The organism is Blautia sp. OM07-19 (assembly GCF_003481595.1).
Lineage (GTDB): Bacteria > Bacillota > Clostridia > Lachnospirales > Lachnospiraceae > Blautia_A > Blautia_A intestinihominis.
This window is the reverse complement of the sequence record NZ_QULA01000001.1, coordinates 460,965-486,151: the sequence shown is the minus strand read 5'-3', so window position 1 is coordinate 486,151 and position 25,187 is coordinate 460,965. Positions and strand designations below refer to the sequence as shown.

The 25,187-nt window shown below is 45.7% G+C and carries 23 protein-coding genes and 1 other annotated feature; all 23 genes read right to left on the bottom strand.

Annotation, left to right across the window (positions count from 1 at the left end; translation table 11 throughout):
- Window positions 1-14 precede the first annotated feature (14 nt).
- The 23 genes from hpt to thrS all read right to left on the bottom strand — a co-directional run bounded on the left by hpt (window position 15) and on the right by thrS (window position 25,031).
- Window positions 15-548, bottom strand: a complete 534-nt coding sequence (hpt, locus tag DXC01_RS02160) for a hypoxanthine phosphoribosyltransferase (protein ID WP_022214783.1) — start codon at window positions 546-548, stop codon at window positions 15-17.
- Window positions 545-1,960 carry a tRNA lysidine(34) synthetase TilS gene (tilS, locus tag DXC01_RS02155; protein WP_118698108.1) on the bottom strand — a complete coding sequence of 472 codons (1,416 nt, stop codon included), beginning with the start codon at window positions 1,958-1,960 and terminating at the stop codon, window positions 545-547. The genes hpt and tilS overlap by 4 nt, the downstream gene beginning before the upstream one ends.
- Window positions 1,961-1,973: 13 nt before the next feature.
- Window positions 1,974-3,467 carry a SpoIIE family protein phosphatase gene (locus DXC01_RS02150; protein WP_022214785.1) on the bottom strand — a complete coding sequence of 498 codons (1,494 nt, stop codon included), beginning with the start codon at window positions 3,465-3,467 and terminating at the stop codon, window positions 1,974-1,976.
- Window positions 3,468-3,576: 109 nt separating this feature from the next.
- Window positions 3,577-3,834 (bottom strand): FtsB family cell division protein, encoded by a 258-nt coding sequence (locus tag DXC01_RS02145; RefSeq protein ID WP_118251743.1) that lies wholly within the window; start codon window positions 3,832-3,834, stop codon window positions 3,577-3,579.
- A 10-nt stretch (window positions 3,835-3,844) separates the two neighbouring features.
- Entirely contained in the window at window positions 3,845-4,228 is a 384-nt protein-coding gene (gene yabQ, locus DXC01_RS02140) for a spore cortex biosynthesis protein YabQ (protein WP_158565269.1), read from the bottom strand.
- Between the two features lie 14 nt (window positions 4,229-4,242).
- On the bottom strand, window positions 4,243-4,524 hold the full coding sequence (gene yabP / locus DXC01_RS02135; protein ID WP_022214787.1) for a sporulation protein YabP: 282 nt from the start codon (window positions 4,522-4,524) through the stop codon (window positions 4,243-4,245).
- An 85-nt stretch (window positions 4,525-4,609) separates the two neighbouring features.
- The gene (locus DXC01_RS02130) at window positions 4,610-4,852 is read right to left on the bottom strand and encodes an RNA-binding S4 domain-containing protein (protein WP_118251644.1); all 243 of its coding nucleotides are present in this window, start codon (window positions 4,850-4,852) and stop codon (window positions 4,610-4,612) included.
- 65 nt (window positions 4,853-4,917) lie between these two features.
- The gene (locus DXC01_RS02125; RefSeq protein WP_022214789.1) at window positions 4,918-5,193 is read right to left on the bottom strand and encodes an HU family DNA-binding protein; all 276 of its coding nucleotides are present in this window, start codon (window positions 5,191-5,193) and stop codon (window positions 4,918-4,920) included.
- Window positions 5,194-5,348: 155 nt separating this feature from the next.
- Window positions 5,349-5,729 (bottom strand): MazG nucleotide pyrophosphohydrolase domain-containing protein, encoded by a 381-nt coding sequence (locus DXC01_RS02120; RefSeq protein ID WP_022214790.1) that lies wholly within the window; start codon window positions 5,727-5,729, stop codon window positions 5,349-5,351.
- Window positions 5,730-5,744: 15 nt separating this feature from the next.
- Entirely contained in the window at window positions 5,745-7,478 is a 1,734-nt protein-coding gene (locus tag DXC01_RS02115; RefSeq protein ID WP_022214791.1) for a phospho-sugar mutase, read from the bottom strand.
- Between the two features lie 154 nt (window positions 7,479-7,632).
- Window positions 7,633-8,616: a CotS family spore coat protein gene (locus DXC01_RS02110; RefSeq protein WP_118698107.1), complete on the bottom strand. Its 984-nt coding sequence runs from the start codon at window positions 8,614-8,616 to the stop codon at window positions 7,633-7,635.
- A 115-nt stretch (window positions 8,617-8,731) separates the two neighbouring features.
- Window positions 8,732-10,048: a CCA tRNA nucleotidyltransferase gene (locus DXC01_RS02105; RefSeq protein WP_118698106.1), complete on the bottom strand. Its 1,317-nt coding sequence runs from the start codon at window positions 10,046-10,048 to the stop codon at window positions 8,732-8,734.
- A gap of 1 nt (window position 10,049) precedes the next feature.
- Entirely contained in the window at window positions 10,050-11,483 is a 1,434-nt protein-coding gene (gene proS, locus DXC01_RS02100; protein WP_022214794.1) for a proline--tRNA ligase, read from the bottom strand.
- A gap of 76 nt (window positions 11,484-11,559) precedes the next feature.
- Window positions 11,560-11,778: a binding site (T-box leader), on the bottom strand.
- 80 nt (window positions 11,779-11,858) lie between these two features.
- On the bottom strand, window positions 11,859-13,766 hold the full coding sequence (locus DXC01_RS02095; RefSeq protein ID WP_118698105.1) for an LTA synthase family protein: 1,908 nt from the start codon (window positions 13,764-13,766) through the stop codon (window positions 11,859-11,861).
- A 13-nt stretch (window positions 13,767-13,779) separates the two neighbouring features.
- A complete protein-coding gene (locus DXC01_RS02090) occupies window positions 13,780-14,268 on the bottom strand; it encodes a deoxycytidylate deaminase (RefSeq protein WP_022214796.1) in 489 nt (162 codons plus the stop codon).
- A 116-nt stretch (window positions 14,269-14,384) separates the two neighbouring features.
- Window positions 14,385-14,846: a ribose 5-phosphate isomerase B gene (gene rpiB / locus DXC01_RS02085; protein ID WP_022214797.1), complete on the bottom strand. Its 462-nt coding sequence runs from the start codon at window positions 14,844-14,846 to the stop codon at window positions 14,385-14,387.
- Window positions 14,843-15,907, bottom strand: a complete 1,065-nt coding sequence (locus tag DXC01_RS02080; RefSeq protein WP_022214798.1) for an L-threonylcarbamoyladenylate synthase — start codon at window positions 15,905-15,907, stop codon at window positions 14,843-14,845. Before DXC01_RS02080 ends, rpiB begins: the two co-directional genes overlap by 4 nt.
- Before the next feature lie 159 nt (window positions 15,908-16,066).
- The gene (locus DXC01_RS02075; RefSeq protein ID WP_118698104.1) at window positions 16,067-18,316 is read right to left on the bottom strand and encodes a DUF2298 domain-containing protein; all 2,250 of its coding nucleotides are present in this window, start codon (window positions 18,314-18,316) and stop codon (window positions 16,067-16,069) included.
- A complete protein-coding gene (locus DXC01_RS02070; RefSeq protein ID WP_118698103.1) occupies window positions 18,306-20,297 on the bottom strand; it encodes a hypothetical protein in 1,992 nt (663 codons plus the stop codon). The genes DXC01_RS02075 and DXC01_RS02070 overlap by 11 nt, the downstream gene beginning before the upstream one ends.
- Before the next feature lie 119 nt (window positions 20,298-20,416).
- A complete protein-coding gene (locus DXC01_RS02065; protein ID WP_319638473.1) occupies window positions 20,417-21,124 on the bottom strand; it encodes an N-acetylmuramoyl-L-alanine amidase in 708 nt (235 codons plus the stop codon).
- Between the two features lie 103 nt (window positions 21,125-21,227).
- A complete protein-coding gene (gene sigE, locus DXC01_RS02060; RefSeq protein ID WP_022214802.1) occupies window positions 21,228-21,959 on the bottom strand; it encodes an RNA polymerase sporulation sigma factor SigE in 732 nt (243 codons plus the stop codon).
- A gap of 12 nt (window positions 21,960-21,971) precedes the next feature.
- A complete protein-coding gene (locus DXC01_RS02055; protein ID WP_022214803.1) occupies window positions 21,972-22,823 on the bottom strand; it encodes a sigma-E processing peptidase SpoIIGA in 852 nt (283 codons plus the stop codon).
- Window positions 22,824-23,069: 246 nt separating this feature from the next.
- Window positions 23,070-25,031 (bottom strand): threonine--tRNA ligase, encoded by a 1,962-nt coding sequence (thrS, locus tag DXC01_RS02050; protein ID WP_118698102.1) that lies wholly within the window; start codon window positions 25,029-25,031, stop codon window positions 23,070-23,072.
- Between the last annotated feature and the right edge of the window lie 156 nt (window positions 25,032-25,187).

Below are 25,187 nucleotides of genomic sequence, written 5' to 3'. Positions count from 1 at the left end.
AACTGAATCTCCTTTCACTCGCCGTCAAATTCCACAACTCCGATGAACGGGAGGTTTCTGTACTTCTGAGCATAGTCAAGCCCATATCCTACAACAAACTCATCTGGAATATTGAAGCAGCAGTAATCTACTTTTACATCTTTCTTAACTCTGCGCTCTGGCTTATCAAGCAGAGTACACAGACGGATGCTGTTTGGATGTCTGTCCTCAAGAATCTTGAGCAAATAGCTTAAAGTTCTTCCTGAGTCAATGATATCCTCTACGATCAGCACATCCTTACCGATCAGCGGCTGGTCCAGATCCTTCACGATCTTGACAACACCGCTTGACTTGGTATCATCTCCGTAACTGGATACGGACATGAAGTCCAGAGTTACCGGTACAGTAATTCTCTTTGCAAGTTCACAGGTAAAGAACACGCCGCCCTTCAGTACGCAGATCAGATGGACTTCCTTGCCTGCATAATCCTTGCTGATCTTGGCTGCAACCTGCTGGATTCTTGCATCCACTTCTTCTTCGCTCAGTAAAACCTTGATTCTCTCACTCATAACCTGGTTCCTCCTTGGTATGTAATTTCTAATACATTTCTTGTGCATGAAGTAATTTTATACCGTTCGCTGATCCTTCCGCCTATGATCCACAAAATCTCCCCGCCATCTGCGATCAGCGGTACCTGATCTCTGGTCTCCTTTGGAAATTTATCATCGATCATGCATCTGGTCAGCTTTTTGCGGCCTCCGTCCCTGCCGACAATGAGATAATCTCCTGTTTTGCGGGTACGGACTGACAAACCGCACTTTATTTTATCACAATCAAACCATTTCGTATACTTTTTTTCTAAAATCTTCTCGCCGGAATAGGAAAAAACTTTGATCGTAAACCGGCCAAACGGTGTTTCCACCTCTTCCGATGTGGCTGGAAGGGGAATTTCCTGTTCCTTTCGCCCTTCTGTTCCCGGTTTCTGCTGTATTTTCTTCCTGAGGATCACTCCATCGTAAGTCCGCACAGCCTCCAGTCCATATGGAAGCGAAATCCGCTTGCTCACCCGGCAGGAATAAAGTTCCAGTACCTGCCGGATATGCGTCTGTGTGAGATCCCGGCTGCGGCCGCTCAGTTTTTCGAGGATCGTCCGGACTCCATAGCTTTTGAGGATCTGTTTTTTCTGAAAAAATCCTTCTCCAAGGCAGTAACTTCCATCCGGTTCTCTGTAATCTGCGGCCAGCTGCGCCGCCTCGTCTGTCAGAAACTCCTCCGCCTCTGAGAGCAGCCTCGAAGTCTCTGCCATGTGCTCAACCGTTTTGGCATTGATCTCTCGCTCCATCACAGGAAGAAGATGCCTGCGGATGCGGTTTCTCGTATATTCATCCTCCAGATTCGTGCTGTCCAGGACACTCGGGATCCCGCACTCTCTAATATAATCGTCAATTTCTCTTCTTTCTAAACACAAAAGAGGACGGATCACCTCTCCATTCACCGGTTTCAAAGAACATAAGCCCCTGAGGCCTGTCCCTCTCGCCAGATGATGGAGCATTGTCTCGGCAAGATCGTTCTTATTATGTGCCAGCGCCGTACGGACAACCGCATATTGTTTCCGGCACTTGTGCGTCTCTGCGTCAAAAGCCTGCCTGCGCACGATCCTTCCCGTTTCTTCTGTTCCCAGTTTCCATTTCACCGAAAGCTCCGGGACATCATAGCGATACACGCTGCATGGGATATTCGATTCGGTGCATACAGTCTCCACCATCCGCTGATCCCTGTCTGCCTCCGCTCCCCGGATCCCATGGTTCACATGCACCACCCGGAGATGAAAATGCCAGATCTCTCTCAGTCTCCTCAGAAGATGCAGCATCGTCATAGAATCGTTTCCACCGGATACGCCCGCAATGACCGCGCAGTTCCTGGCGAGCATTTCATTTTCTTTCACAAAATCCTTTACTTTATCGAATGTCTTTTCCCGCATTTTCTTATGTCCTTTACTTTCTTACTACATTGGCAACCAGCACGGTCATGTCATCTCTCGCCCGATAGTCACTGTAGCCAAGCACTCTCTCCAGAATTCCCCGGCTGATCTCACGCGGAGCACTCTCCTGCACATCCAGAATGATTTCTTTCATTGTTTCTTCTTCACAGTCTGTTGGAAGGGCATCCAGAACTCCGTCCGTCATCATAACAAGACAGTCCCCATGATACAGTTTCCGTGAGGCTGTGTCAAAATCAATTCTCTGTACCAGACCTGCCGCAAGGCTCTCCGATGAGATTGCCTCTACCCAATGATCTCTCCTGATAAAAGTAGCTGCTGCTCCTGCCTTGAGAAATTCACAGATTCCCGTATAAAGGTCCACTGCACAGATATCAACTGTGGAGAACATACCTTCCCGTCCATTCAGAATCAGGGCAGAATTGACCATTCTCGCCGCTGCCTCCTGTGAAAAACCTGATTCCATGAACTGCTCCAGTAATTCTACCACAATCTCACTTTCCCTGCATGCATCCATTCCAGAACCCATTCCGTCCGAAAGACACATCACAAATTTTCCTCCATCCTCCTGTCGGCAGATGTAATTATCTCCTGAAACTTTTTCCTTTTCTCTGGTAAGCTTTGCGACACCATACAGCATCTGATAGCTGACATCCTCCACAAAGTGAACCGTATGGAAATCCCGGTTCACAATACAGCGGCTCCCCTGTGCCGAGGTCATTGTGCATTCGCATATCCCGGACAAAATCTGCGAGATTTCTGATACAGCAACACACTGTCCGCTTCTGGCGCGCATGGTCAGAAAAATCTGTCTGCGCCCTTCGACCTTGTCCATGACCCATGCCCGTTTTAGGATCACATGACGCTTTCGAAGGCTCCTGGCAAGTTCTTCCTGAAAAACGGGTTCCGCCGCACTGATATCATAGAGATCTTCTGCAACCTGCTGCATAATATGTGAAATCTCATTCAACTGCTGTGCAACTGCAAGCCGACTCTCGATCATCCGGTTCCCCCAGATCATCTCCTGCTTTTCCTTCTGAAAACAGTCCTTCAGGGATTCCAGGTACTGCGCTGATCTGCCGCAGTTCTCTCCACATCGTTTCCGTGCTTCTTCGATCTTCTCCTCATCCGCCTGCTCTATCGCACGTACCATTGCCTCCCCGCACAGATACATCTCCTCTGCGTGGTCTCCCCAGCACAGTTCTCTCCGGTAACAGTTTCTGCAGAAACGTTCTCCCGTCTCCCGGATAACATTCTCAACCTGGGCACTGCTTAAATATTCTTTCTTATATGGCATTCCATAAAAAGTATCTGCAAGTTTCTGAAATGAGGCTGCGTACCGTTCTACTTTTTCTTTCTGGGGATGTTCTCCGCCTAAAGGAAAAGGCTCTTCTTTTCTGGATTTTCTTCCCTTCAAAACAGTTTTTGCCATGTCCCGCAAAATCAGCAGAATGCTGAGCACGAGCATGGCAATTATCCATTCCTGCATGTTTTCCCCTCCCCTGATGTCTTCATTAAGGGAAATTATAAAAGGGATTTTATAAAATATCTGTCAAATACTGTCAGCTATTTCAGAAAAGTTTTCTTCAAAATATGTGTTATTTCTCCTCTTCAAAAACAATCTCATTGCTTTTGACAAGCCCGAGACGGTCTCTGGCGATCTCTGCCACATATTCATCTGTCTGCATATATTCTTTCTCTTCGTCGATCTGTTTGGTTCGATCCTGTTCTTCTTCTATCGAAGTTCTTATCTCTGCTGCTCTTGTATCGTAGGATGAGATTTTGGCTTTCAGTTCATTACTTTGCACTGTAAGAACTCCCAGAAGAAGCACAACAACTACCGATATCAGAGCCATCCCGAGGTAATTATTTAATATTCTTGTGTTTTTTTTCTTTTTTTTGGACTTTTTCAATCTGCTTTCCCCTCTTCCAATTACAAAAGCGGTTTTCCATAATTATTGAAATTTTACCTCTTTTAACAAGAAATAGCAACCTCTTTAACAAAGAATTCATCAAAAAAGCCCCCAAAAAGACGGCAGGCAGCAAAAAGAGCCTCAAAACGCCTTCATTATACTGGTAAAGCTCTGCAAAAACCACACTCCCTGACAGAATCCAGTACAAAAGGTCAAAAAACGCCACAGATCTCCGTCCCGGAAACATCCAGCGAAAAATTCCCAGGACCCTGTAAAACAAAAACAGCCCTGCACCGGTTCCTGCCGCTATCAGAAACAGGAACGTCTCTCTTTCCATATAACTGCTCATTTTCAGCGAAACATCCGTTTCAGAAGTTTCTCGTCCTTCTTCGGGGTGTTTCTGGAAAGATAGATCAGGCTGTTTATTTTGCCCTCGATATCTGCCTCACCTTTTTCCAGGTTCAGTCGTTTAACATGAAGTCCTTCACCTTTGATCTGGAGCTTCCCTTCCTCGGTCAGAAGAAGGATTTCCTGTTCATGAAAGGACTGGACATCCTGGACTCCCGAAATCATGCTTTTTTTCCTGTTTTCGAGGACCAGTCTGTGAGGCTGCCGTGCGGTGCTCTGTTCCATCTCTCTGCCTCCTGTCGTTCCATTTGATCCATTACATTTCAGTTTATGTAAAGATCAGGGCAGATAGACCGGGCATTATCTGCGATCAGAGATATTTATAAAGATTCTCCGCGTCTTCCTTGCGGACAGTATCCTTTACTTCCAGAACTTCTACTTTGACATTCTTGCCGCCGCCAAACTGGATCTCAATGGTATCGCCTGCCTTGACCTGTGCGGATGCTTTGGCAGGACGGTCATTGACAAGGACCCTTCCTGCGTCACATGCTTCGTTCGCCACGGTTCTTCTCTTGATCAGACGTGAGATCTTCAGATATTTGTCAAGTCTCATAAGTTTCTCCTTTAAATTCCGTTAAAAAATGGGGGAACTCATCGTTCCCCCAGCTTACGCTATAATTATTCGTTTACCAGATCTTTCAGAGCTTTTCCTGCTTTGAATTTCGGTGCTTTGGAAGCTGCGATCGTCATTGTCTCGCCAGTCTGAGGATTTCTTCCTTCTCTTGCTGCTCTTTCGCTTACTTCAAATGTACCAAAACCTACTAACTGGATTTTTCCACCTTTTTTTAATTCGGATGCCACAACGTCGGTGAAAGATTTTAAAACTGCCTCTACGTCTTTCTTGGAAAGGTTTGTTTCTTTCGCCATTGCTGCTACTAATTCTGTTTTATTCATGGTGTTTCCTCCTCTAAATAATCTCTTTCTTAATTTATTGCGTAATGCTTCCTGGCATATGCACGCTATTTACTATATATATACCTTTTGTGTCAAATTGTCAAGGCTTTTCCTGCCATTGGAGGCGGTCTCCTGTCGTTTTTTAAAAGAAAAAATCACTCTGATTTCTTCTGTCTTTCACGGGCTTTCAATTCATCCCAAGACAAAGACACTGCCTCTGCATCATCCGGTGAAAAAATCTTCGGATGACGGAATTTCATCTTGGATTCCACGCCCGAGATCACATCCTTGATCGTAAAAAGCCCTTCTTCCTCCGCGATCACACTGTGAAGTGCAACCTGGAACAGAACGTCTCCCAGTTCCTCGCAGAGATTCTGGCTGTCGCCCTCTGCATTCAGGTGATCGATCCCCTCGAGGACTTCCCCTGCTTCCTCCATAAGATATGGCTTTAGGCTTTCATGTGTCTGCACACTGTCCCACGGACATTTCTTCCGGAGTTCCCGGACAACTTCCATAAATCTGTCAAATTCCTGCATACGCCAGTTACCTGATTATTTCATGGAGTCAACCATATCCAGAACTGCCTTGCCCATGATGTCAGATTTCTCATCTGCATCTGCAAGGGAAGTTCCCTTAACGCCGTAGTAGAATTTAACCTTCGGCTCTGTTCCGGACGGACGAACGCATACCCATGCATCATCTGTCAGTTCATAGTACAGAACGTTAGAGTTCGGAAGTCCTGTAGGTTTCACTGCGCCTGTTGCCACATCTGTGATCGTGTCTGCCTTGTAGTCTCTTACAGCAACGACCTTGTGTCCTGCAAACTCTGCCGGCGGATTCTGACGCAGGGAGTTCATGATCTCCTGGATCTTCTGAAGCCCTTCGATTCCCTTCATGGTTACAGACTGGATCGCATCCTTGTAGTAACCAAACTGTTCGTACATCTCGATCATTGCATCCCAGAGAGTCTTGCCCTGAGTCTTGTAGTATGCAGCAGCTTCGCAGAGTGCCATTGTAGCTACGATCGCATCTTTGTCTCTTGCATATGTACCGATCAGGCAGCCGTAGCTCTCTTCAAATCCGAAGAGATAGCTTCCCTTGCCGCTCTGCTCGAATCCGAGGATCTGCTGTCCGATGAATTTGAATCCTGTCAGAACTTCGATCAGTTTTACGCCGTATCCTTTGGCGATCGCATCTGCCAGGTTTGTGGTAACGATGGTTTTGATCAGAGCGCCATCCTCCGGAAGACTTCCGTTGATCGCTTTCTTCTGGCTGATCTCATAGTTTGCAAGCAGGCAGCCTGACATGTTTCCTGTCAGATCATGATATTCGCCGTTCTTGTCCTTGACACGTACACCAAGACGGTCTGCATCCGGGTCTGTTGCCAGAACGAGGTCTGCATCTACTTCTTTGGCAAGTTTCAGTCCAAGTTCGAATGCCTCTGCTGCTTCCGGGTTCGGATAGCTTACTGTCGGGAAATCTCCATCCGGCAGTTCCTGTTCTTTGACAACGTAAACGTTCTCAAATCCAAGTTCTTTGAGGATTCTTCTTGCCGGGATGTTTCCTGTACCGTGAAGAGGTGTGTAAACAACCTTGAGGTTCTTGCCCTCAGCCTTGATCGCATCCATGTGAAGAACCTGTTTCTTAAGTTCTGCCATGTAAGCATCGTCTACTTCTTTGCCGATCACCTGGAACAGACCTGCTTTTTCTGCTTCTGCCTTGTCTATAGTCTTAACAGTATTCCAGTCAGAAATGGATTTAACTTCTCCCATGATTCCGCTGTCGTGAGGCGGTGTGATCTGTGCGCCATCTTCCCAGTATACCTTATATCCGTTGTATTCCGGCGGGTTATGGCTGGCTGTTACGTTGATACCTGCAACACATCCGAGGTGACGTACTGCAAAAGAAAGTTCCGGTGTCGGTCTCAGTGATTCAAAGATATATGCCTTGATTCCGTTTGCTGCAAGACAGAGAGCTGCTTCCTCGGCAAATTCCGGTGACATATGACGGGAATCATATGCGATCGCAACACCCTGTGATTTCTTGTCAACCTTTGCGATGTAGTTTGCAAGACCCTGAGTTGCTCTTCTTACTACATAGATGTTCATGCGGTTGGTTCCGGCTCCGATGATTCCACGGAGACCTGCGGTACCGAACTCCAGATCCATATAAAAACGTTCTTTGATCTCATTATCATCTTCTGCAATATTTTTTAATTCTTCCTTTGTCGCTTCATCAAAGTATGGGTTGGACAGCCACTGCTCATATACCTCTTTGTAATCCATACTGATATACCTCCCTGTTGATAGTATTTTCCAGTCTTTTTGTAAGACCATTGGTGCTTTATATTATACACCTCTTTGCGTAAAAAAGGAAGAGAAAACCGTACAGTTACAGTCAAATTTACCAATTTTTAACCTTGTTCCTGATAAAAAGCAATCAAAAAGGATAATTTTCGAGACATTTTGCTCCGAAGTTTTGCCAGGCTTCTTTCTGCCCTGTCAGCTTCTTTAACTTCTGCGTGTTTTTTTCTGAGATCCAGGCTTTGTTGTGGGAATAGTAATAGTTTGCCAGTTTCCAGTATTTTTCCGGATAAAGAAAGCGGATATGGATATTCTGCCATTCATCCTCCGAGATACTTTTTTCTTTGTGATAGGCACTGAGCATTTTCATTCCAAGCCGCACATCCCAGTTATATTTCTCAAGGATCTTTCGCATAAAACGGTACAGATCAGCCATCTGCACATCAAAGCCCCAGTGCTCAAAGCTGGTGACTGCAGTCTCTTTTCTGATCATAAGGACATTATGCTGGTTATACTCCCCGTGGCAGATCCAGCCGTTTTCTGTCACATCCTGTCGAAGTTTCGAATAGGCAGAATCTCGCAGAAGCCTCAGTGCCACGTCACCTTTTTCCAGATAATCCTCCACCGTCGCCAGATACAGTTTTTCGAACTGACAGGATGCCCCTTTTTTGCGGATAAATTTACGGATCTTTCGCAGTTCCTGATTATGTCTCTGATAGATATCTTCCAGTGAAGGTTCCATATAATCCTGAACCAGTGGAAGTTTCATATATTTATGCATCTGTGCCAGAGTCCGCACGCTCCGCAGGATATCCTCCTCCGACCTGGTATCGCACTCCCTTCCCTCATACCAGAACTGCAGTGTGTATGGGATATTATCACGGTCCCGGCTGACCAGATTTCCTTCTTTATTCGGAAGATAACGGTCAACCCGGCAGCCGGCAGCCGAAAGTCCCTCGAGAAGTTCCTGCTGCTTCTTAAGCTTCTTCTCCGTCCCCTTGAATTCTTTCAGGATAAAAAGCCCCTCCTCGCAGCGGCAGAGAAGCGCCCCCCGCGTGCGGGCTGTGGAGAGCACGGTCAGGCTGTACTGTTCCAGCGTACTGAGTCCATAATCATACAAATTAAAATCCCCCTCTTGTTTTTGTACCTTCTATCTTATGTACCCCTTCACGCAGAAATGCAAAAAAGACTGCCGCGGTACTGCTTCATGTGCAGCCGCAACAGCCTTAAGGATGTCAGATGAGTGACATTAATTTTTCTTTTGTATTATCCTCCGGAACATCCAGAACGTGCTCCAGAAGCCGGTTCAGGATCTCGCCAAGTTCCGGTCCCGGCTTGTATCCTGCCTGGATCAGATCTCTTCCGGTCACTGCCAGTGTCTTGAGGGAAACGCACTGATTCTGCTTCAACATTTCCTCATAGCAGGCTTTTACGCTCTCCTGCCGGGCAATCTTTTCATCACGGCGGTATTCGCTCTGTGCCAGCATATCTGCTTTCTGGACTTTAAGATATAATGGAAAAAGTTCCTCCCCGATCCTGTTCACAGCCCTTCTCACAGATTTCATCTGTCCCTCCGGTCTGTCGTCATGATAACGGATCAGATGGGAAACCTGCATGATCGTATCATTATCAAATTTCAGTCGGCGAAGGATCTGCTTCGACATCTCCTCACTTTTTACCGCATGCATTTTGAAATGATCCCGTCCGTTTTCGTCCGTGGTCTTCATAACCGGTTTCGCAATATCATGAAGCAGCATCGTCAGGCGCAGCACCTTGTCCGCCTCCACATAAAGAAGGCTGTGCAGGATATGCTCTCCAACGGTAAAGCAATGGTACGGGGTGTTCTGTTCCGTTTCCATGCAGCGGTCAAACTCCGGCAGAAATTCTTTCGTGATTCCTGTTTCATATGCCACACGGAGATAATCCGGATGCGGCGAGACAAGAAGCTTCACAAGTTCTGCCTGAATCCTCTCGGCACTGACATTCCGGAGATTCTGAGTCAGTCTGCTGATCCCCGCCTTCGTCTCTTCCTCGATCTCAAAACCAAGCTGTGCCGAAAAACGCACTGCCCTCATGATACGCAGTGCATCCTCATGAAAGCGCTCCAGCGGATCACCTACACAGCGGATGACCTTGTTCTGCATATCATCCATCCCGTGAAAAAGATCGACAATTCCCTCCTTCGGATGGTATGCCATGGCATTAATCGTGAAATCTCTGCGTTTCAGATCCTCTTCCAGACTGGAAGTAAACGTCACCTGCTTCGGATGACGGCCATCTTCATATTCACCGTCCACACGGTAAGTTGTCACCTCATAACCTTCCTTATCCATCATTACCGTGACAGTACCGTGCTGGAGCCCGGTATCTATCGTGCGTGGAAATAATTCCTTGACCTGATATGGAGAGGCAGAAGTGGTGATATCCCAGTCGTTGGGGCAGCGTCCCAGAATAGAATCCCGGACACAGCCTCCGACTACATAAGCCTCATGACCATTTTCATTTAAAACCCGCAGAATTTCTTCTGCATCGGATGGAATCGTTAATTTCATATTAGTATGCTCTTCCCCAGTAAACCATCTTCTTCGCCGGTTTTCCACAGCATACGCAGACATCGCTCAGATGCTCCTGTTCAAACGGCATACATCTGGATGTTGCCTGAACATCTTCTTTGATCTTGTCCTCGCACTCGCGGTTTCCACACCACATAGCTTTGACAAAGCCCGGTTTGTTGTTGATGGTGTCTTTGAATTCTTCGTAGTTTGTTGCAACATAAGTGTGAGCATCGCGGTGTGCACGTGCGCGCTCCAGCATTTCCTTCTGCATAAGATCAAGAACTTCCTGAACTTTGGACGCAAGTTCTTCAAAGGAAACGACATATTTCTCTCTTGTATCACGACGGCAGATAACAGCCTGTCCGTTCTCGATATCCTTCGGTCCACATTCGATACGAACCGGAATTCCTCTCATTTCCTGCTCTGCGAATTTGAATCCCGGGCTTCTGTCGGTGTCGTCTACTTTGACACGGATGCCAGCTGCCTTGAGTGCTGCAGACAGTTCATCTGCTTTCTCAAGAACGCCTTCTTTGCGCTGCTGGATCGGAATGATGACTGCCTGAGTCGGAGCGATTCTCGGAGGCAGGACAAGTCCGCTGTTGTCACCGTGAACCATGATGATCGCACCGATCATACGTGTTGTCATACCCCAGGATGTCTGGTGTACGTATTTCAGTGTATTGTCCTTGTCTGTGTACTGAATGCCGAATGCTCTGGCGAATCCGTCACCGAAGTTGTGGCTTGTACCGGACTGAAGTGCTTTACCGTCATGCATCAGGGACTCAATTGTGTAGGTAGCTACTGCACCTGCGAATTTTTCTTTGTCTGTCTTCTGACCTTTGATGACCGGGATAGCCAGAACTTCTTCGCAGAAATCAGCGTACAGGTTCAGCATCTGGATCGTTCTCTCCTCTGCTTCCTCTGCTGTTGCGTGTGCAGTATGACCTTCCTGCCATAAGAACTCTCTGGAGCGAAGGAACGGACGTGTTGTCTTCTCCCAGCGGACTACAGAGCACCACTGGTTGTATACCTTCGGCAGATCTCTGTGAGACTGGATATCTTTCTGATAGAAATCACAGAACAGAGTCTCAGAAGTCGGACGTACACAGAGACGCTCCTGAAGTTCGTTCAGTCCACCGTGTGTTACCCATGCTACTTCCGGTGCAAAACCCTCTACGTGGTCTTTCTCTTTCTGAAGAAGAGATTCCGGAATGAACATCGGCATGTATACGTTCTGTACACCTGTCTCTTTGAATCTACGGTCAAGTTCGTGCTGGATGTTTTCCCAGATCGCATAACCTGCCGGTTTGATCGCCATGCATCCTTTTACGCTTGTGTAACCGCACAGCTCTGCTTTTTTTACAACGTCAGTATACCACTGTGCGAAATCTTCTTCCATGGAAGTGATAGCTTCTACTAATTTCTTTGCCATGATTTTCTCCTTTTCTGTAAATGATTTTATATCAGATCAGAGGCTTCTGTGTATAAAAAAAGTCCTCTGATCCCGGTAAAGGGACCGAAGGACTTCGGCGGTACCACCCTAATTAGCAACTCCTGTATGCCAGAAAAAAATTGCTCTCTCAAGCTCCCTTAACGCTGGATCTACGCTGCACTTCACTTGTACAGAGCTCCGAGGCCGGTTCCACGATTCGCGCACAGAATCCTCACACCATATGGATTCCTCTCTGAGATTGCTCCTCATGTACTATTCTCTTCATCGCCGTTATCTTATTTATGCCAGAAAACTTCTGCATATTTGATATTTATTCTATTCGAAATATCTGGTGATGTCAAGAGTGATTTTACCTCACTCAACTGTAAAAGCACTCTCTCTGATCTGTTTTTTCTCAAACTGGTTATTATACTGCAGAATCTGATATTCGTTCAAAAGGGTCTGGTATTTCTCCGGAAGATCGTCCATAGTATACCAGTTTCCGTCTTTATCACACACTGCACCCACTCCGATGATCGGAAGTTCCTCTTTCAGATTAGCAAGGAACTGTTCATATTCCGTAAGCTGAACACCCGCTTTTTCGAGCATGCTGGATCCGAGGTAATTGCAGCTGATATCCTCTTCTTTTGTCTCAGACGGGTAATTTGTCCATATGATATATGGTGTAGTGTAAGTTATCTGAGATTCTATAGTTTCCAGACTGCTTTTCTTTTTGCCAAGGAGCTGTTCAAAAAAGCCATCCTCAAGCTGCGGCCAGTGATCTCCGAACATGACGATCATTGTTGGTTCGTCAACTTTTTCAAAATATGTGAGAAGATCCTTAAACGCGAGATCCGACTGTCTTGCAAGTGACAGATAAGTTTCTGCATACGGATATTCTTCATCATAATTTAATTTGACATCCGGTTCATAGTCTTCTCCATTTGTAGTTTCATCATAACCGCCATGGTTCTGCATCGTCACACAGAATGTAAAAAGCTTCTGATCCTCTTCTTTATCCTCATACATCTTAATTATTTTGTCATAGACAGTCGCATCACTGTAATAATGTTTACGGACTCTGTCACAAAATTCATCGCCCCAGTTCTCTATACTCAGGAATTCATCAAATCCCATTCTCACATACACCTTAGAGCGATTCCAGTTGGATGCATTGTTCGGATGCATTGCTACAGGTTCATAGTCCTGTGACCCCAGGATATCTGCCAGACCATACTCCGGATCCCTGACATAAAGTTCATATGGCTGGCAGGCTGCCGGGAAAAACTGAATGCTGTTTCCTGTCAGAGCCTCATATTCGGATCTCGCTGTTCCACCTCCAAATGTCGGTACATGCAGCTTACCATACGTCACATTCTTATTCAGGCTGTGAATAAATGGCAGAATTTCTGTATCCGTCTGAAGGTCACCTGTACTTTCAAAATCCGCAAGACTTTCATTCATGATCATGATAATATTCTGCGGAACAGTCTGGTTTCCTGCAGCTGTTTTCTTCTCTTCGGAAGTTTCTTTCTCATTTTCTGCCAGGATTTCATCTACTTTCTGCTGTGAATAACCATCTGGCTTTTCAACACTGATGTACCGCGCCTCAAGTAAAAGTGTGTATAAATACCCTTTCTGAGTATAGTCTTTGTTAACATTCCAGAGATTAACTCCCTGTGCATTCTTGAGAAGTGGAAGTGCCTGCACTGCTACAATAAAAAGTATTACCAGACTTCCCATACGGCAGATCAGATTTTTCCTGCTCTTTTTTCCAAGTTCCAGTTTCTGGAATACAAACTGGAAGATAAGGAATGCCGCCTCAAAAAACAGTATTATTTTGAGATGCCGCGGTACCGTGAAACTGTAATTTCCCATTACATCCGCTGCTGTTCCCATTCCCAGAACGTCCAGCAGCATAAATGCCTGCCCACGGAACATAACGACATAATAATTTACCAGTGTAATTACAGTCAGCAGTACTCCATATACCAGTACTGCCCATCGAATCTTCCGAAAGATGAGGATCAGTACAAAAAGCACTGCTATATAGATCCACATATTTTTTATGACATAATCTACCGGAATTTCTGTCAGTGATTTTACAACATTTCTGAACATTATATGTCCCAGTTGTTTCTGACCGCTCAGCCAGGTGATCATCTGCACAGCACAAAACATAACTACCGGTGATGCCACCAGCAGTAAAACACTTATAATATATCCGGGCAGGGAAGTTCTGCTTCCGGACTTAGCCTGTATGCTCTCTTTTTCTTCTTTCAAAATTTTCTCCTGTTCAGACAGTCAGATTGATCTCTCTGCCTGTCCGTTTGTATTTATAGTAACGTACTCCTGCCGCATCCAGCATTCGCTTGGACGCGATCACAGATGGTGTATTCTCGTATTTGTCACAGTCATAAACGATCGTCTTGATACCGGACTGAATGATTGCCTTGGCACATTCATTACACGGGAACAGGGAAACGTAAAGTTTCGCCCCTTCCAGGCTTCCGCCTCTGTAATTCAGAATCGCATTCAATTCGCTGTGCGTAACATACAGATACTTCGTATCCAGTGGTTCACCTTCCCTTGCCCACGGAAACTCATCATCAGAACAGCCCTTCGGAAATCCATTATAACCCATTGAAAGAATCTTGTTATCCTCACTTACGATGCAGGCCCCCACCTGAGAATTTGGATCCTTCGACCGCATGCCTGAAAGCATTGCCACACCCATAAAATATTCATCCCAGGAAATATAGCCTTTTCTTTTTTGATTATACATCTTCTGTAAAAACCTCCCCCGCAAATTTTGTTATTGCTGACAATAGCCAAATTTTACCGGCTTCCTGATATTCCAGAAAGCCGGCAGTAATTTTTTGTATATTTTATGATCGCGATTTATACTTCTGGATTCACATCCACGATATCTGTATCTTCTTCCATCTGTTTGATCCTGCGGATATGACGTTCCTCCTCAGAAAACGGAGTGTTCAGGAAAGTATCTACGATCTTGACCGCAAGTCCCGGGCCTACAACTCTTCCACCCATTGCAAGGATGTTTGCATTATTGTGAAGTCTTGTTGCCTCTGCACTGAAGCAGTCAGAACACAGTGCTGCACGGATTCCCTTGAATTTATTTGCTGTGATGGAAATACCGATTCCGGTTCCACAGATAAGGATTCCCTTATCACAGTCACCACTCTGGACAGCGATTGCCACTCGCTTTGCATAGATTGGATAATCTGTAGATTCCAGACTGTCACATCCGAAATCTGTATATTCCAGATTATGCTCCTCCAGATATTTGATGATCTCCTGTTTCAGTTCGTAACCGCCATGGTCACATCCTAATGCTATCATTTCTCTTCCTCCTGTGTCTTGATAATTTTGTGTCCGGCCGCCTTGAGAAGCCGGTTCATGATTGCCTGACCCATCCTTGGTGTATAGAAAGCTTCTGAATAGATCACATTGACCTGCGCCTCATCAAAATCTCTCAGTACCCCATAAAGATGGTGTGCAATCGTCTCTTCTTCTTCTCTGCTGCCTATGCTTAAAACCAGTCCGTCTGCGTACTGATCTTTCGTCTCGTCTGTCGCGATAATTCCTGTCTTCAGCCCGGTTGATGCCGCTTCACGGGTCAGACGGTTGATGCAGGCGATCACCTCATCCTGCGGTCCTTCTACAATGGACAGATCTGCCTTCGGTGCATAATGCCGATACTTCATTCCGGGTGCTTTCGGATGTACACTGCTGTCAGTGATCAGAAGACCTCTGTCCATACGGACATCCCCCAGTGTATCCTTAAGCATCTCAAGCGAAATATAGCCAGGTCTTAAGACTACCGGTACATCCTCGGTGAAATCAACGATCGTAGATTCCAGACCGATACCGACCTGTCCCCCGTCAATAATCATCTCAATCGCATCACCCAGGTCCTCCTCGACATGCTCTGCCATCGTAGGACTCGGTCTGCCTGAAGTATTCGCGCTCGGTGCTGCCACAAAACCACCGGCAGCTTTAATCAGTTCCTGTGCAATACGGTCGCTCGGGAAACGTACTGCCACACTATCAAGCCCTCCCGTAGTCTCCTTCGGCACAATATCTGCTTTTGGCAGGATCATGGTCAGCGGTCCCGGCCAGTATTTCTCTGCAAGGATACGTGCGCCCTTAGGAATCTCTGTCGTGATTTTTGCCAGATCGTCGATGTCTGCGATATGCACGATCAGCGGATTATCGGAAGGTCTGCCCTTCGCCGCATAAATCTTCATGGATGCTTTCGGATCCAGGGCGTTGCCGCCAAGTCCGTAAACTGTTTCCGTAGGAAAAGCGACAAGACCGCCCTCCTTTAATATCTTTCCTGCTTTTTGTATGGCTTCCATATCCAGATGCTCTGCATCCATTGCCACAACTTCCGCTTTCATTTCTGTATGTCCTCTCATTCTGTTTCGTTACTGTCCACTCCGTTCAGTTTTACTGAAGGATGTAGATTTTTCCATGATTTTCTCATGTGCTCTATTATAGTAGATTTCTGTGAAATGTACAACAGGCGATTTTGACGCATAATCATCTGATTTATAGGGTTATTTCTCAATCTTCACAATATAGGTCTCATAATCCGGATCCTGATATACGATCTCACCAAGGCTTTCCAGCCCTGCATTATTAAGGTTCTCGCCATATTTTTCTCTCTCACAGGAGCCTACAAAGATATAGGAAATATCATATTTCTCAATCAGCTCCTGAATTCTCGCAGTGTCTGTCGAAGTGTAGATAGTCTCGATTTCGCCGGATTTCTCATTCAGGTCAGCTACGTCATTTCGCCACAGCCATTCATGTACATACCATCCCATGACTGTCGGAAGACCGGTCATAGCGGAAACTCGTTCGTATTCAGAATAGCTGTCGCCGTTTGCCTCCAGCACTACCGGAGAACCTTCGATGTTTTCTTTGAGCCATTTGATCGCACCGACATCCTCAACATAATCTGTCTCCAGGAAAGCCGTCGCATTCAGTCCTTTATACTGGGATGGATCCAAAACCTGTCCAAACCAGGAATTTACGCTTCTTCCAAAATATCCGCAGGTCCACAGAAGAAGAACCAGCCCGATCGCTGCGATCGCTTTGAGAATCTTTTTGCGATTCACGATCAGCAGGCGGAAAATCACGTATGCCATCGTCATTCCAAACATGATATACGCCTGATAAGTCAGCTTGAACATGGTGTTCGCACGGGCATTTCCGTTCTCATAAATATCACGGACATAAACCAGTTCCGGGATCGCCACAAGTCCGATCGCACACAGTCCCATAATTACCGCAAACAGGTCCGGCGTGCGGACTGCTTTCATCAGCCGGTACAGAGATTTATGCTCCAGTCCTTTGAGTTTCTCCACGATCAGCGAAATTACAAATACAAGCGTCATAACTGTCGGAAGTCCCCACAGGATCAGAAGCTGGTGTGGAAGGGAGTGATTCTGTGCCAGTCTCACGCCCTGCACCATTGTTGTAAACTGTAAAGTAAACGGCAGGATGATCACTGTCGCAATGGCAAAGATCTCGACTGCCTGTGCTGCTGTCACTGCAGCGATCCGCCTGATATCACCCTTAAGGCAGATAATATTCATAAACAGAACCGTTCCGCCGGTCACAACATAATAGATAACGAAATCCCAGTAGTTTGTCCAGTGGAACATTCCAAGGAGCATTGCCGCTGCAAGGATCTGCGGCATCAGAAGCTGCTTCATCCAGAATTTCTTCCGGCCCTGTTTTTCCACAGACGGTGTCGTATTCCGTACTTTCTTCATCCATGCATACAGAAGTCCCAGAAGAAGCAGGACAAACATAATATTTACCACATGTGCATGGAGATCTCCTAATACAAATGAATAGCACGGAAATTCATGGATCGTCTTATCCGGCACATCCGGATTAAATCCAATATAGCGTGTCGCATCCGGAAACCAGTAGCTGCTCACTTCCTCGCCCTTTAATTTCTGGATCAGCGGAATAATCTGTGCATAGACAACATAATGCATATTTCCTGCAATGGAAACTGCCAGACCTGCAAGGAAGCCTGTGATGGACGGAAGATTCTTCTTCCATCCTGAAACTCTGCCCTGCATGTCCAGAGTCATCTGGTGTACCAGCGAAAACGGAAGTACAAAAGCAAACGCTGCCACAAAAGTACGCATCAGATTGTATGTGAGTTCTACTTTCGTTCCGGAAAGCTTCGTCAGAAATACGGCGAAATACTGACCGCCATAATAATAGTTGATCTTGCCCTGGGAATACCAGAGATCGGTTGCCGGAAGTGTCTTGCTTCGCATCATGGCTTCCATGAAACCATAGTCCATAAATTTCTCTGTCCCGTGTGCTGCCGGATGAAATCCTGCCAGATAGGTCCACAGAAGAAATACGGCAAAAAACAGAATCTCCTCTGCATAAACAAGATCCAGATTTTCGATCGGCAGGCAGTCATATCCCTGTCTCCGCTGTCTTTCATACAGAAAAATGCAGACAACGCCAAATGCCGCCGTAATTCCCACACAGGTAACAGTCGTGAATTTCAGTATTCTGATGGATACCAGAAACCATGTCAGGAATCCTGTGATCGTGATGGAAACAACCTTTGAAAACATCCATCCCTTATCCGCAAATCCCCGGAACAGCCGTCCTGTAACCGCCATTCCCACAATCCCCAGTACTCCTGCAAGCAGATACCAGGTCCAGAATGTCCACACATCTCCTTTGAGAAGGAACGCAGACAGCGCCACAAGAAAGGCTGCCGGTATGACTCTTATTATTGTTTTTTTAATCATTTCAGGTTTCATAAATTCTTATTCTCCCATCCTCTGACTGGTATACAAGACGAAATGCCTCTGCAATCGTATCTTCTCTGCATTCCGTTTCTTCAAACGTCATTCCATCTTCGAATAAAATATAGGTGATTTTCTCCTGCTTTACAAGTTTTTTCACAGTATTTTCATCAGTTGAATTGTAAATTGTTTTTGCGATGTCCGCGCGTCTGTATGTGTCATAACCCGCTGACCATGCATAATACGGCCATCCCATATACATCATGACACCCGCCATTGTCACCTCATTGATGCTGTATTCCGGTGTCAGGATCAGATCTTCACTCGTCAGATTCTCTGCCAGCCAGTCTGTCAGTGCACTGTTCAGATTTACCGACACCCTTCTTCCCGGGCCATTGTCCCTGACAATGATCACAAAATCATAGATACCGGTGATCGTCAGGCAGATGGCGAGTACAACTGCTGCCAGTTTCCGCCAGATCCCCTTCTGGAACAGTTTCACAAATGCCCATCCCCAGAACATTGCCACAAATGCGTAGGAGATCATAATATATTTCTGGTTTACCGCAATATCCGGTGTCAGCGAAATACAAAATGCGAAAATCAACGGAAAGAGAAAACTTGTCAGAAGCACTCTCTGTCTGCGGTCTTTCAGAAAATACAGAAGTACCAGTGCGCCAAGAAAAAAAACTCCGCTCATCTGCAAAAGGAACCACAGTACCCCGTGCAGTGATTTGTCCTCTGCCAGAAATCCCCAGTAAAACGAAGTACTTACCGCATCGCCCCAGATAAAAACTTTCGCCTGAAGCTCTGCAAAAACAACTGCTGCTATGGCAGTCACAAGATAATCAAGCTTTCCGTCGGAGAACGCCGCAAATCCAAACAGGATCAGAAGTCCTCCGATCACAGCCGCTCCATTCCAGAAAGAAGTCAGCCCCAGCATCATACCTGCCATTAATGCATTTTCGAGGTTACGGCTTTTCCATGCCTCCCTGCTGAATATTCTTCCGGTCAGCCAGTTCCAGTCTTTCTCCTCATGTGCACAGCCTGCGTCCACCCAGTCCAGAAACATCCACAGAGCCAGTGTAACGATCAGAAGTCCAAATGCCAGGTGTCTCTGATTCAGATAAACATTAAAATTCCAGAGTCCCCAGTTTTCATTTGGCGTATAACCGATAAAGTTCATATTATTCCTGAACGTTTCCATAAGATCCCCTGCCTGAAGATGCTCCAGCACAAAATGAAAGAACGTCAGTGCACTTCGAAAGAAGAAAAAAACGATCGTCATTACAGAAGCTGCAAAACTTCCGGTAATCCGCAGTGCCAGATTATAAAGCATCATCAGAAATGCCAGTAATGCCAGAATACTGACGATATTATAGGCAAAATCCAGCCGCAGTCCAAGGAATTCCAGATTTCCTACAAGAAACTGAAACATAAAATGATATTTTACATCCTGACCGCCAAAATGTGGATACTGCGTTGGAAAATTGTTTCCAAGAGAGAAAGACCTCATCATCGCTGTATGCGGTGCATAGTCTCCATAAACCGTATAGCCGGAATAAAGGACACCGTCTTTTATGTAAAAAACATAGAACATGATCCATGTAAGAAATATAGCAAGGATCACAAGCAAAATCAGTTCCTTCCGGAATTGTTTCTTATCGTGGATCAGAGCCTGTTCATATTCTGACAGAATCGAATTCTCTTTTCGATAACGTCTGCCGTACAGAAGGGCCAGAAAAACAGCCGCTCCTGCCATCACTGCCAGATTTCCATAAATAAGTGGTTTCTCCGCTCCAAGTGCGCTTGCCGCCCAGGAAATCATATAAGTGATCCATCCAAAGATCAAAAGTCCGGTTCCCAGGGCTCCGGAAGCCAGAATCCAGAACTGATTTGTACGGGTACTCTTATTCCTGTTTCCAGAGACGAAAAACATGCCTGCCACTTCTTTTCCGATCAATATTGCCAGCAGACAGTAAATAATTCCTAACATATCCTATTCCTCCGGGATCGTACTTTCTGTATCATAATTCCTGTATTTTATCCTGCACTTACTTTTCTTACGATCCTCTAGTCAGTATAACAGAATACGAAATCAATAGCAAAAAAGTTTTATACTTTTCGCAAATATGTCACAATTCCATCTGTCAGTGCATCCGCTACCTTCTCCTGATATTCTTCTGTCTGGAGAAGATCTGCTTCATCTGGATTGGTCAGGAATCCGCACTCTGCGATCACCAGTACTCCTTTGCTTCTTTTGAGGAGATAGTAGCTCGTATTTCCTTTGATCTCCCGTGGCCGTTCAACTTCAAGTGTCGTATTCAGACTTTCCTGCAGATCTGCTGCCAGTTCTTTCCCTTCACCGGACGTTTCATAATAAAAGACCTGCGGTCCCTTTACGCTGGGATCATGGTAGCTGTTCTGGTGGATGCTCACAGTCAGCACAGGTGCAGTTTCATCAATCAGTGCGATCCTTCTCTGCATATCCTGGGCTTTTTTGTTCTGGGCTGAATCATCGTAGAGTCCCTGATCCGATTCTCTTGTCAGAACAACTGTATAACCTTTTTCTTCCAGTTTTTCCCTGAGAAGAAGGCTCACTGACAGGTTGATTCCTTTTTCTTCCAGTCCGTCTATACCGATCATGCCAGGGTCACTTCCGCCATGTCCAGGATCCAGTACGATTACATTCCCTTTCTGTTCTGCCTCTTCGGAATTCATCCAGACAGACACCGTCGCAGCCTGTCTGGACAAAAAATAAAAACATATCAGCAAAAAGCACGCCATTATCAGTTCCATTACACATTTTTTCAAAAAGAACACACCCTTTTGCATATTCTCTTTATGTATATGCCCGGGTGCGCTCTCTTATAAACAGAATCTGTTACTGTCCGCTTCGTTCACAGTAACTGTGTGTATTGCATCTTTATTCATATTTTACGATCTCTTTCTTCAGCCTCTTCATGATCCGTTTCTCAAGTCTGGAAATGTAGGACTGGGAGATTCCAAGAAGATCTGCAACTTCTTTCTGGGTCTTTTCCTTGCCTTCTGCATTGTTGAGGCCAAAACGCAGTTTGATGATCATCTGCTCCCGCGGAGAAAGCTTGTTGATCGCCTTTCCGAGAAGTTTGATCTCCACTTCATCCTCCATCCTGCGTGAGATCACATCATCGTCTGTTCCCAGAATATCCGAAAGAAGAAGTTCATTTCCATCCCAGTCCACATTCAGCGGCTCATCGATGGAAACTTCCATCCTGGTCTTGCTGTTCCTGCGAAGGTACATCAGAATCTCATTCTCAATACATCTGGAAGCATAGGTTGCAAGTTTGATATTTTTGACCGGATTAAACGTATTGATCGCTTTGATAAGACCTATGGTACCGATCGAGATCAGATCCTCCACACCTACTCCTGTGTTATCAAATTTCTTGGCGATATAGACAACCAGCCTTAAATTATGTTCAATCAGGATTGCCTTGGCTTCCTGGTGCTGATCTGTATCCAGCTTGCTGATCACATATGCTTCTCTCCTCGGTTCCAATGGTGCCGGGAGGACATCGCTGCCTCCAATATAATAAACTTCTCTCGGTCTCGTAAGTACCAGTCTCTGAAAAAACTGAAACGGATTATAATCCACGCCTGCTGCTGATCTTGTCATAATCTGCCCCTCCTAACGCAATAATCTGGAATTCAACAATAGCTTATATTCCTTGCCCAAAGCGGAGGATTCAAATGTCAGAGCAAAAACCGGTTCTGCTATATGAATCACATCTCCGGGAGTATGGATGCACAGATCGTCTAATCTCACAGCAAGAAACGTCTGTGGGTCTTTTCCCACTGTCTTAAGTAACAGATAGTGTGGTTTCAGACCTGCGATCTCTGTGCTTTTCAGGTTCTCCGGATCTCCATTGAGGTTCTTCAGTGCCTCTGCATGTTCCTTCGGCAAAATCTTCGCAAGAAGTTCTGCCTCCATGATCGATACCGGCTTGCCGCTTATTGGATCTTCCAGCAGGTTTCCACTGTCATAAAGTCCGTAAGCCGACTGTACTCTGCCCTGATAGCCAAACGTCACCGGATAAATATTCCGTCTGCCCGCCCGGATCGAGTCCGCTGCAAAAAGAAATGCACTGCTGCCTGTGTACACCACAAACACGCATAACAGAAAAACTTTGATCGTAAGTGTTCTCTCTCTTGAAACAGCTTCCCAGAATCCACCACATAAGAACGCAGTCAGGTACAACATCAGAAATGCTTTGAGGAGCAATGCTCCCTTCTGGATCTTAAGCCCGATCCGAAGCATCACCAGTGCACAGAATCCATGGAGTGCCACTGTCAGTACAGGAGTGTTTTCCGAAGGAATACAGAGGATCAGGCAGGAACCAAATGCGCCCAGAGCAGCCGCCGCAAAGCATCGTCTGCGCCCCGCACGACACCGCAGGAACCATCCCACCAGACGGAGGAGAAGATAATCCATCAAAAGATTTGCCGCAAACACAACGTCTATGTAGATCTCCTGATACATAAATCCAAACCTCCCCAAAGAAAAAAGCCCTCTGAACCTGTATAAATCCTTCACTTTGGTAAGTGAGCTAATTATAGTGGACAAAGGGCGCAGATTTTGTCAAAACAGGGAGACAGATTCACAGAACTTCTCGTGCCTTATCGACAGAATAGAAACGTTTTTGCATCATAATGAAATTTTCGTAGAAAAAGCAAAAAGAAAGAGAGGACTTCGCATCCTCTCTTTCGATAAAACATTTGTTATTTATTATTTTTTCTCTTCCTGAACTTCGATCTTGCGGATCGTTTTGTTCTTGATCTCTTCTTTGATCGCGCTCATGAAATCTCCGAGGTCTTTTATTCCTTCATCGCCAAGGTAACGGCTTCTTACGGAAACTTTGCCCTCTTCCTCTTCTTTTGCACCAACAACGAGCATGTATGGAACTCTCTCAAGACGAGCTTCACGGATCTTGTATCCCATCTTCTCAGAACGTCTGTCAACGGAGCAGCGGATTCCTTCTTCTTTCATCTGTGCTTCTACTTTGTCAGCATAAGCGTTGAATTTCTCGGAAATCGGGATCACACGAACCTGCTCCGGACACAGCCATGTCGGGAACATTCCTGCGTATTTTTCGATCAGCCATGCAAGTGTTCTTTCATAGCATCCCATGGATGTACGATGAATGATACACGGACGTTTTTTGTCACCGTTTTCGTCGATGTAGTACATATCAAACTGTTCAGCAAGAAGTGCATCCCACTGGATTGTGATCATGGTATCTTCTTTGCCATATACGTTCTTTGCATTGATGTCGACTTTTGGTCCGTAGAAAGCTGCTTCTCCGACATCCTCTGTGAATGGGATGTTCAGTTCTTCGAGCATCTGACGAATATCTTCTTCTGTCTCATTCCATACTTCCGGATCACCGATGTATTTTTCTCTGTTGTTCGGATCCCATTTGGACAGATGGTAGGTTACATCCTCCTCAACTCCAAGTACCTGCAGACAGTACTGTGCAAGTGCGATACAGTCTTTGAATTCTTTTACCATCTGGTCTGGTCTTACGATCAGATGTCCCTCAGAGATTGTAAACTGACGAACTCGTGTCAGGCCGTGCATCTCACCGGAATCCTCGTTACGGAACAGTGTGGATGTCTCGCCGTAACGCAGCGGCAGATCACGGTAGCTGTGCTGTTCTGCTTTGTATACATAGTACTGGAACGGGCATGTCATCGGACGAAGTGCAAATACTTCTTTGTCTGTCTCTTCATCACCGAGAACGAACATTCCGTCTTTGTAATGATCCCAGTGTCCGGAGATCTTGTAGAGATCGCTCTTTGCCATCAGAGGAGTCTTGGTTCTTACATAGCCACGTTTTGTCTCCTCATCTTCAATCCATCTCTGCAGTTCCTGCATCATGATAACACCGTTTGGCATGATAAGCGGAAGTCCCTGACCGATCACATCTACAGTTGTGAAGATCTTCATCTCACGACCAAGTTTGTTGTGGTCACGTTTCTTTGCTTCTTCCATCTGCTCCAGATGTTCTTTGAGCTCATCCTTTGTAGCGTATGCTGTTCCGTAGATACGTGTCAGCATAGCGTTTTTCTCGCTGCCTCTCCAGTATGCGCTGGAAGAAGAAAGAAGTTTGAATGCTTTGACAGGTTTTACGCTCATCAGGTGCGGTCCTGCACAGAGGTCTGTCCAGTCTCCCTGTGAATAGAAGGAGATTTCTGCATCTTCCGGAAGATCTTCGATCAGTTCTACTTTGTAAGGTTCGTTTTTCTCTTTGAAGTATGCGATCGCATCTTCTCTGGATTTGGTGAAACGTTCGATCTTTGCGCCTTTTTTGATGATCTTCTTCATTTCTTTTTCGATCGTATCAAGGTCCTCACGGGAGAATGGCTCGTGATCGAAATCATAATAAAATCCTGTATCAATAGAAGGTCCGATGGCAACTTTGGCTTCCGGATATAAGTTCTGTACTGCCTGTGCAAGTACATGGGAAGCTGTATGACGAAGAACAGCAAGTCCCTTCTCGTCCTTAGCTGTCAGAATGTTCAGTTCGCAGTCGCTGTCAAGAACTGTACGGAGATCTACAACCTCTCCGTTTACTTCTCCTGCACATGCTGCGCGTGCCAGTCCTTCGCTGATGTCATAAGCGATGTCAATTATGGATTTTGCTTCGGAATATTCTTTTTTGGATCCGTCTTTCAGTGTGATAATCATAGTTTTGAACTCCTTTTGTGTTTGAATAAATCTGTAAGTTTTTTCCACAGGGACGAGCTGACTTCTGATTCATTTGATAAATAAAAAAGTCCCTTACAATACATCTCTGCACTGTAAGGGACGAATATGATCATAGCATACGATACTCGCGGTTCC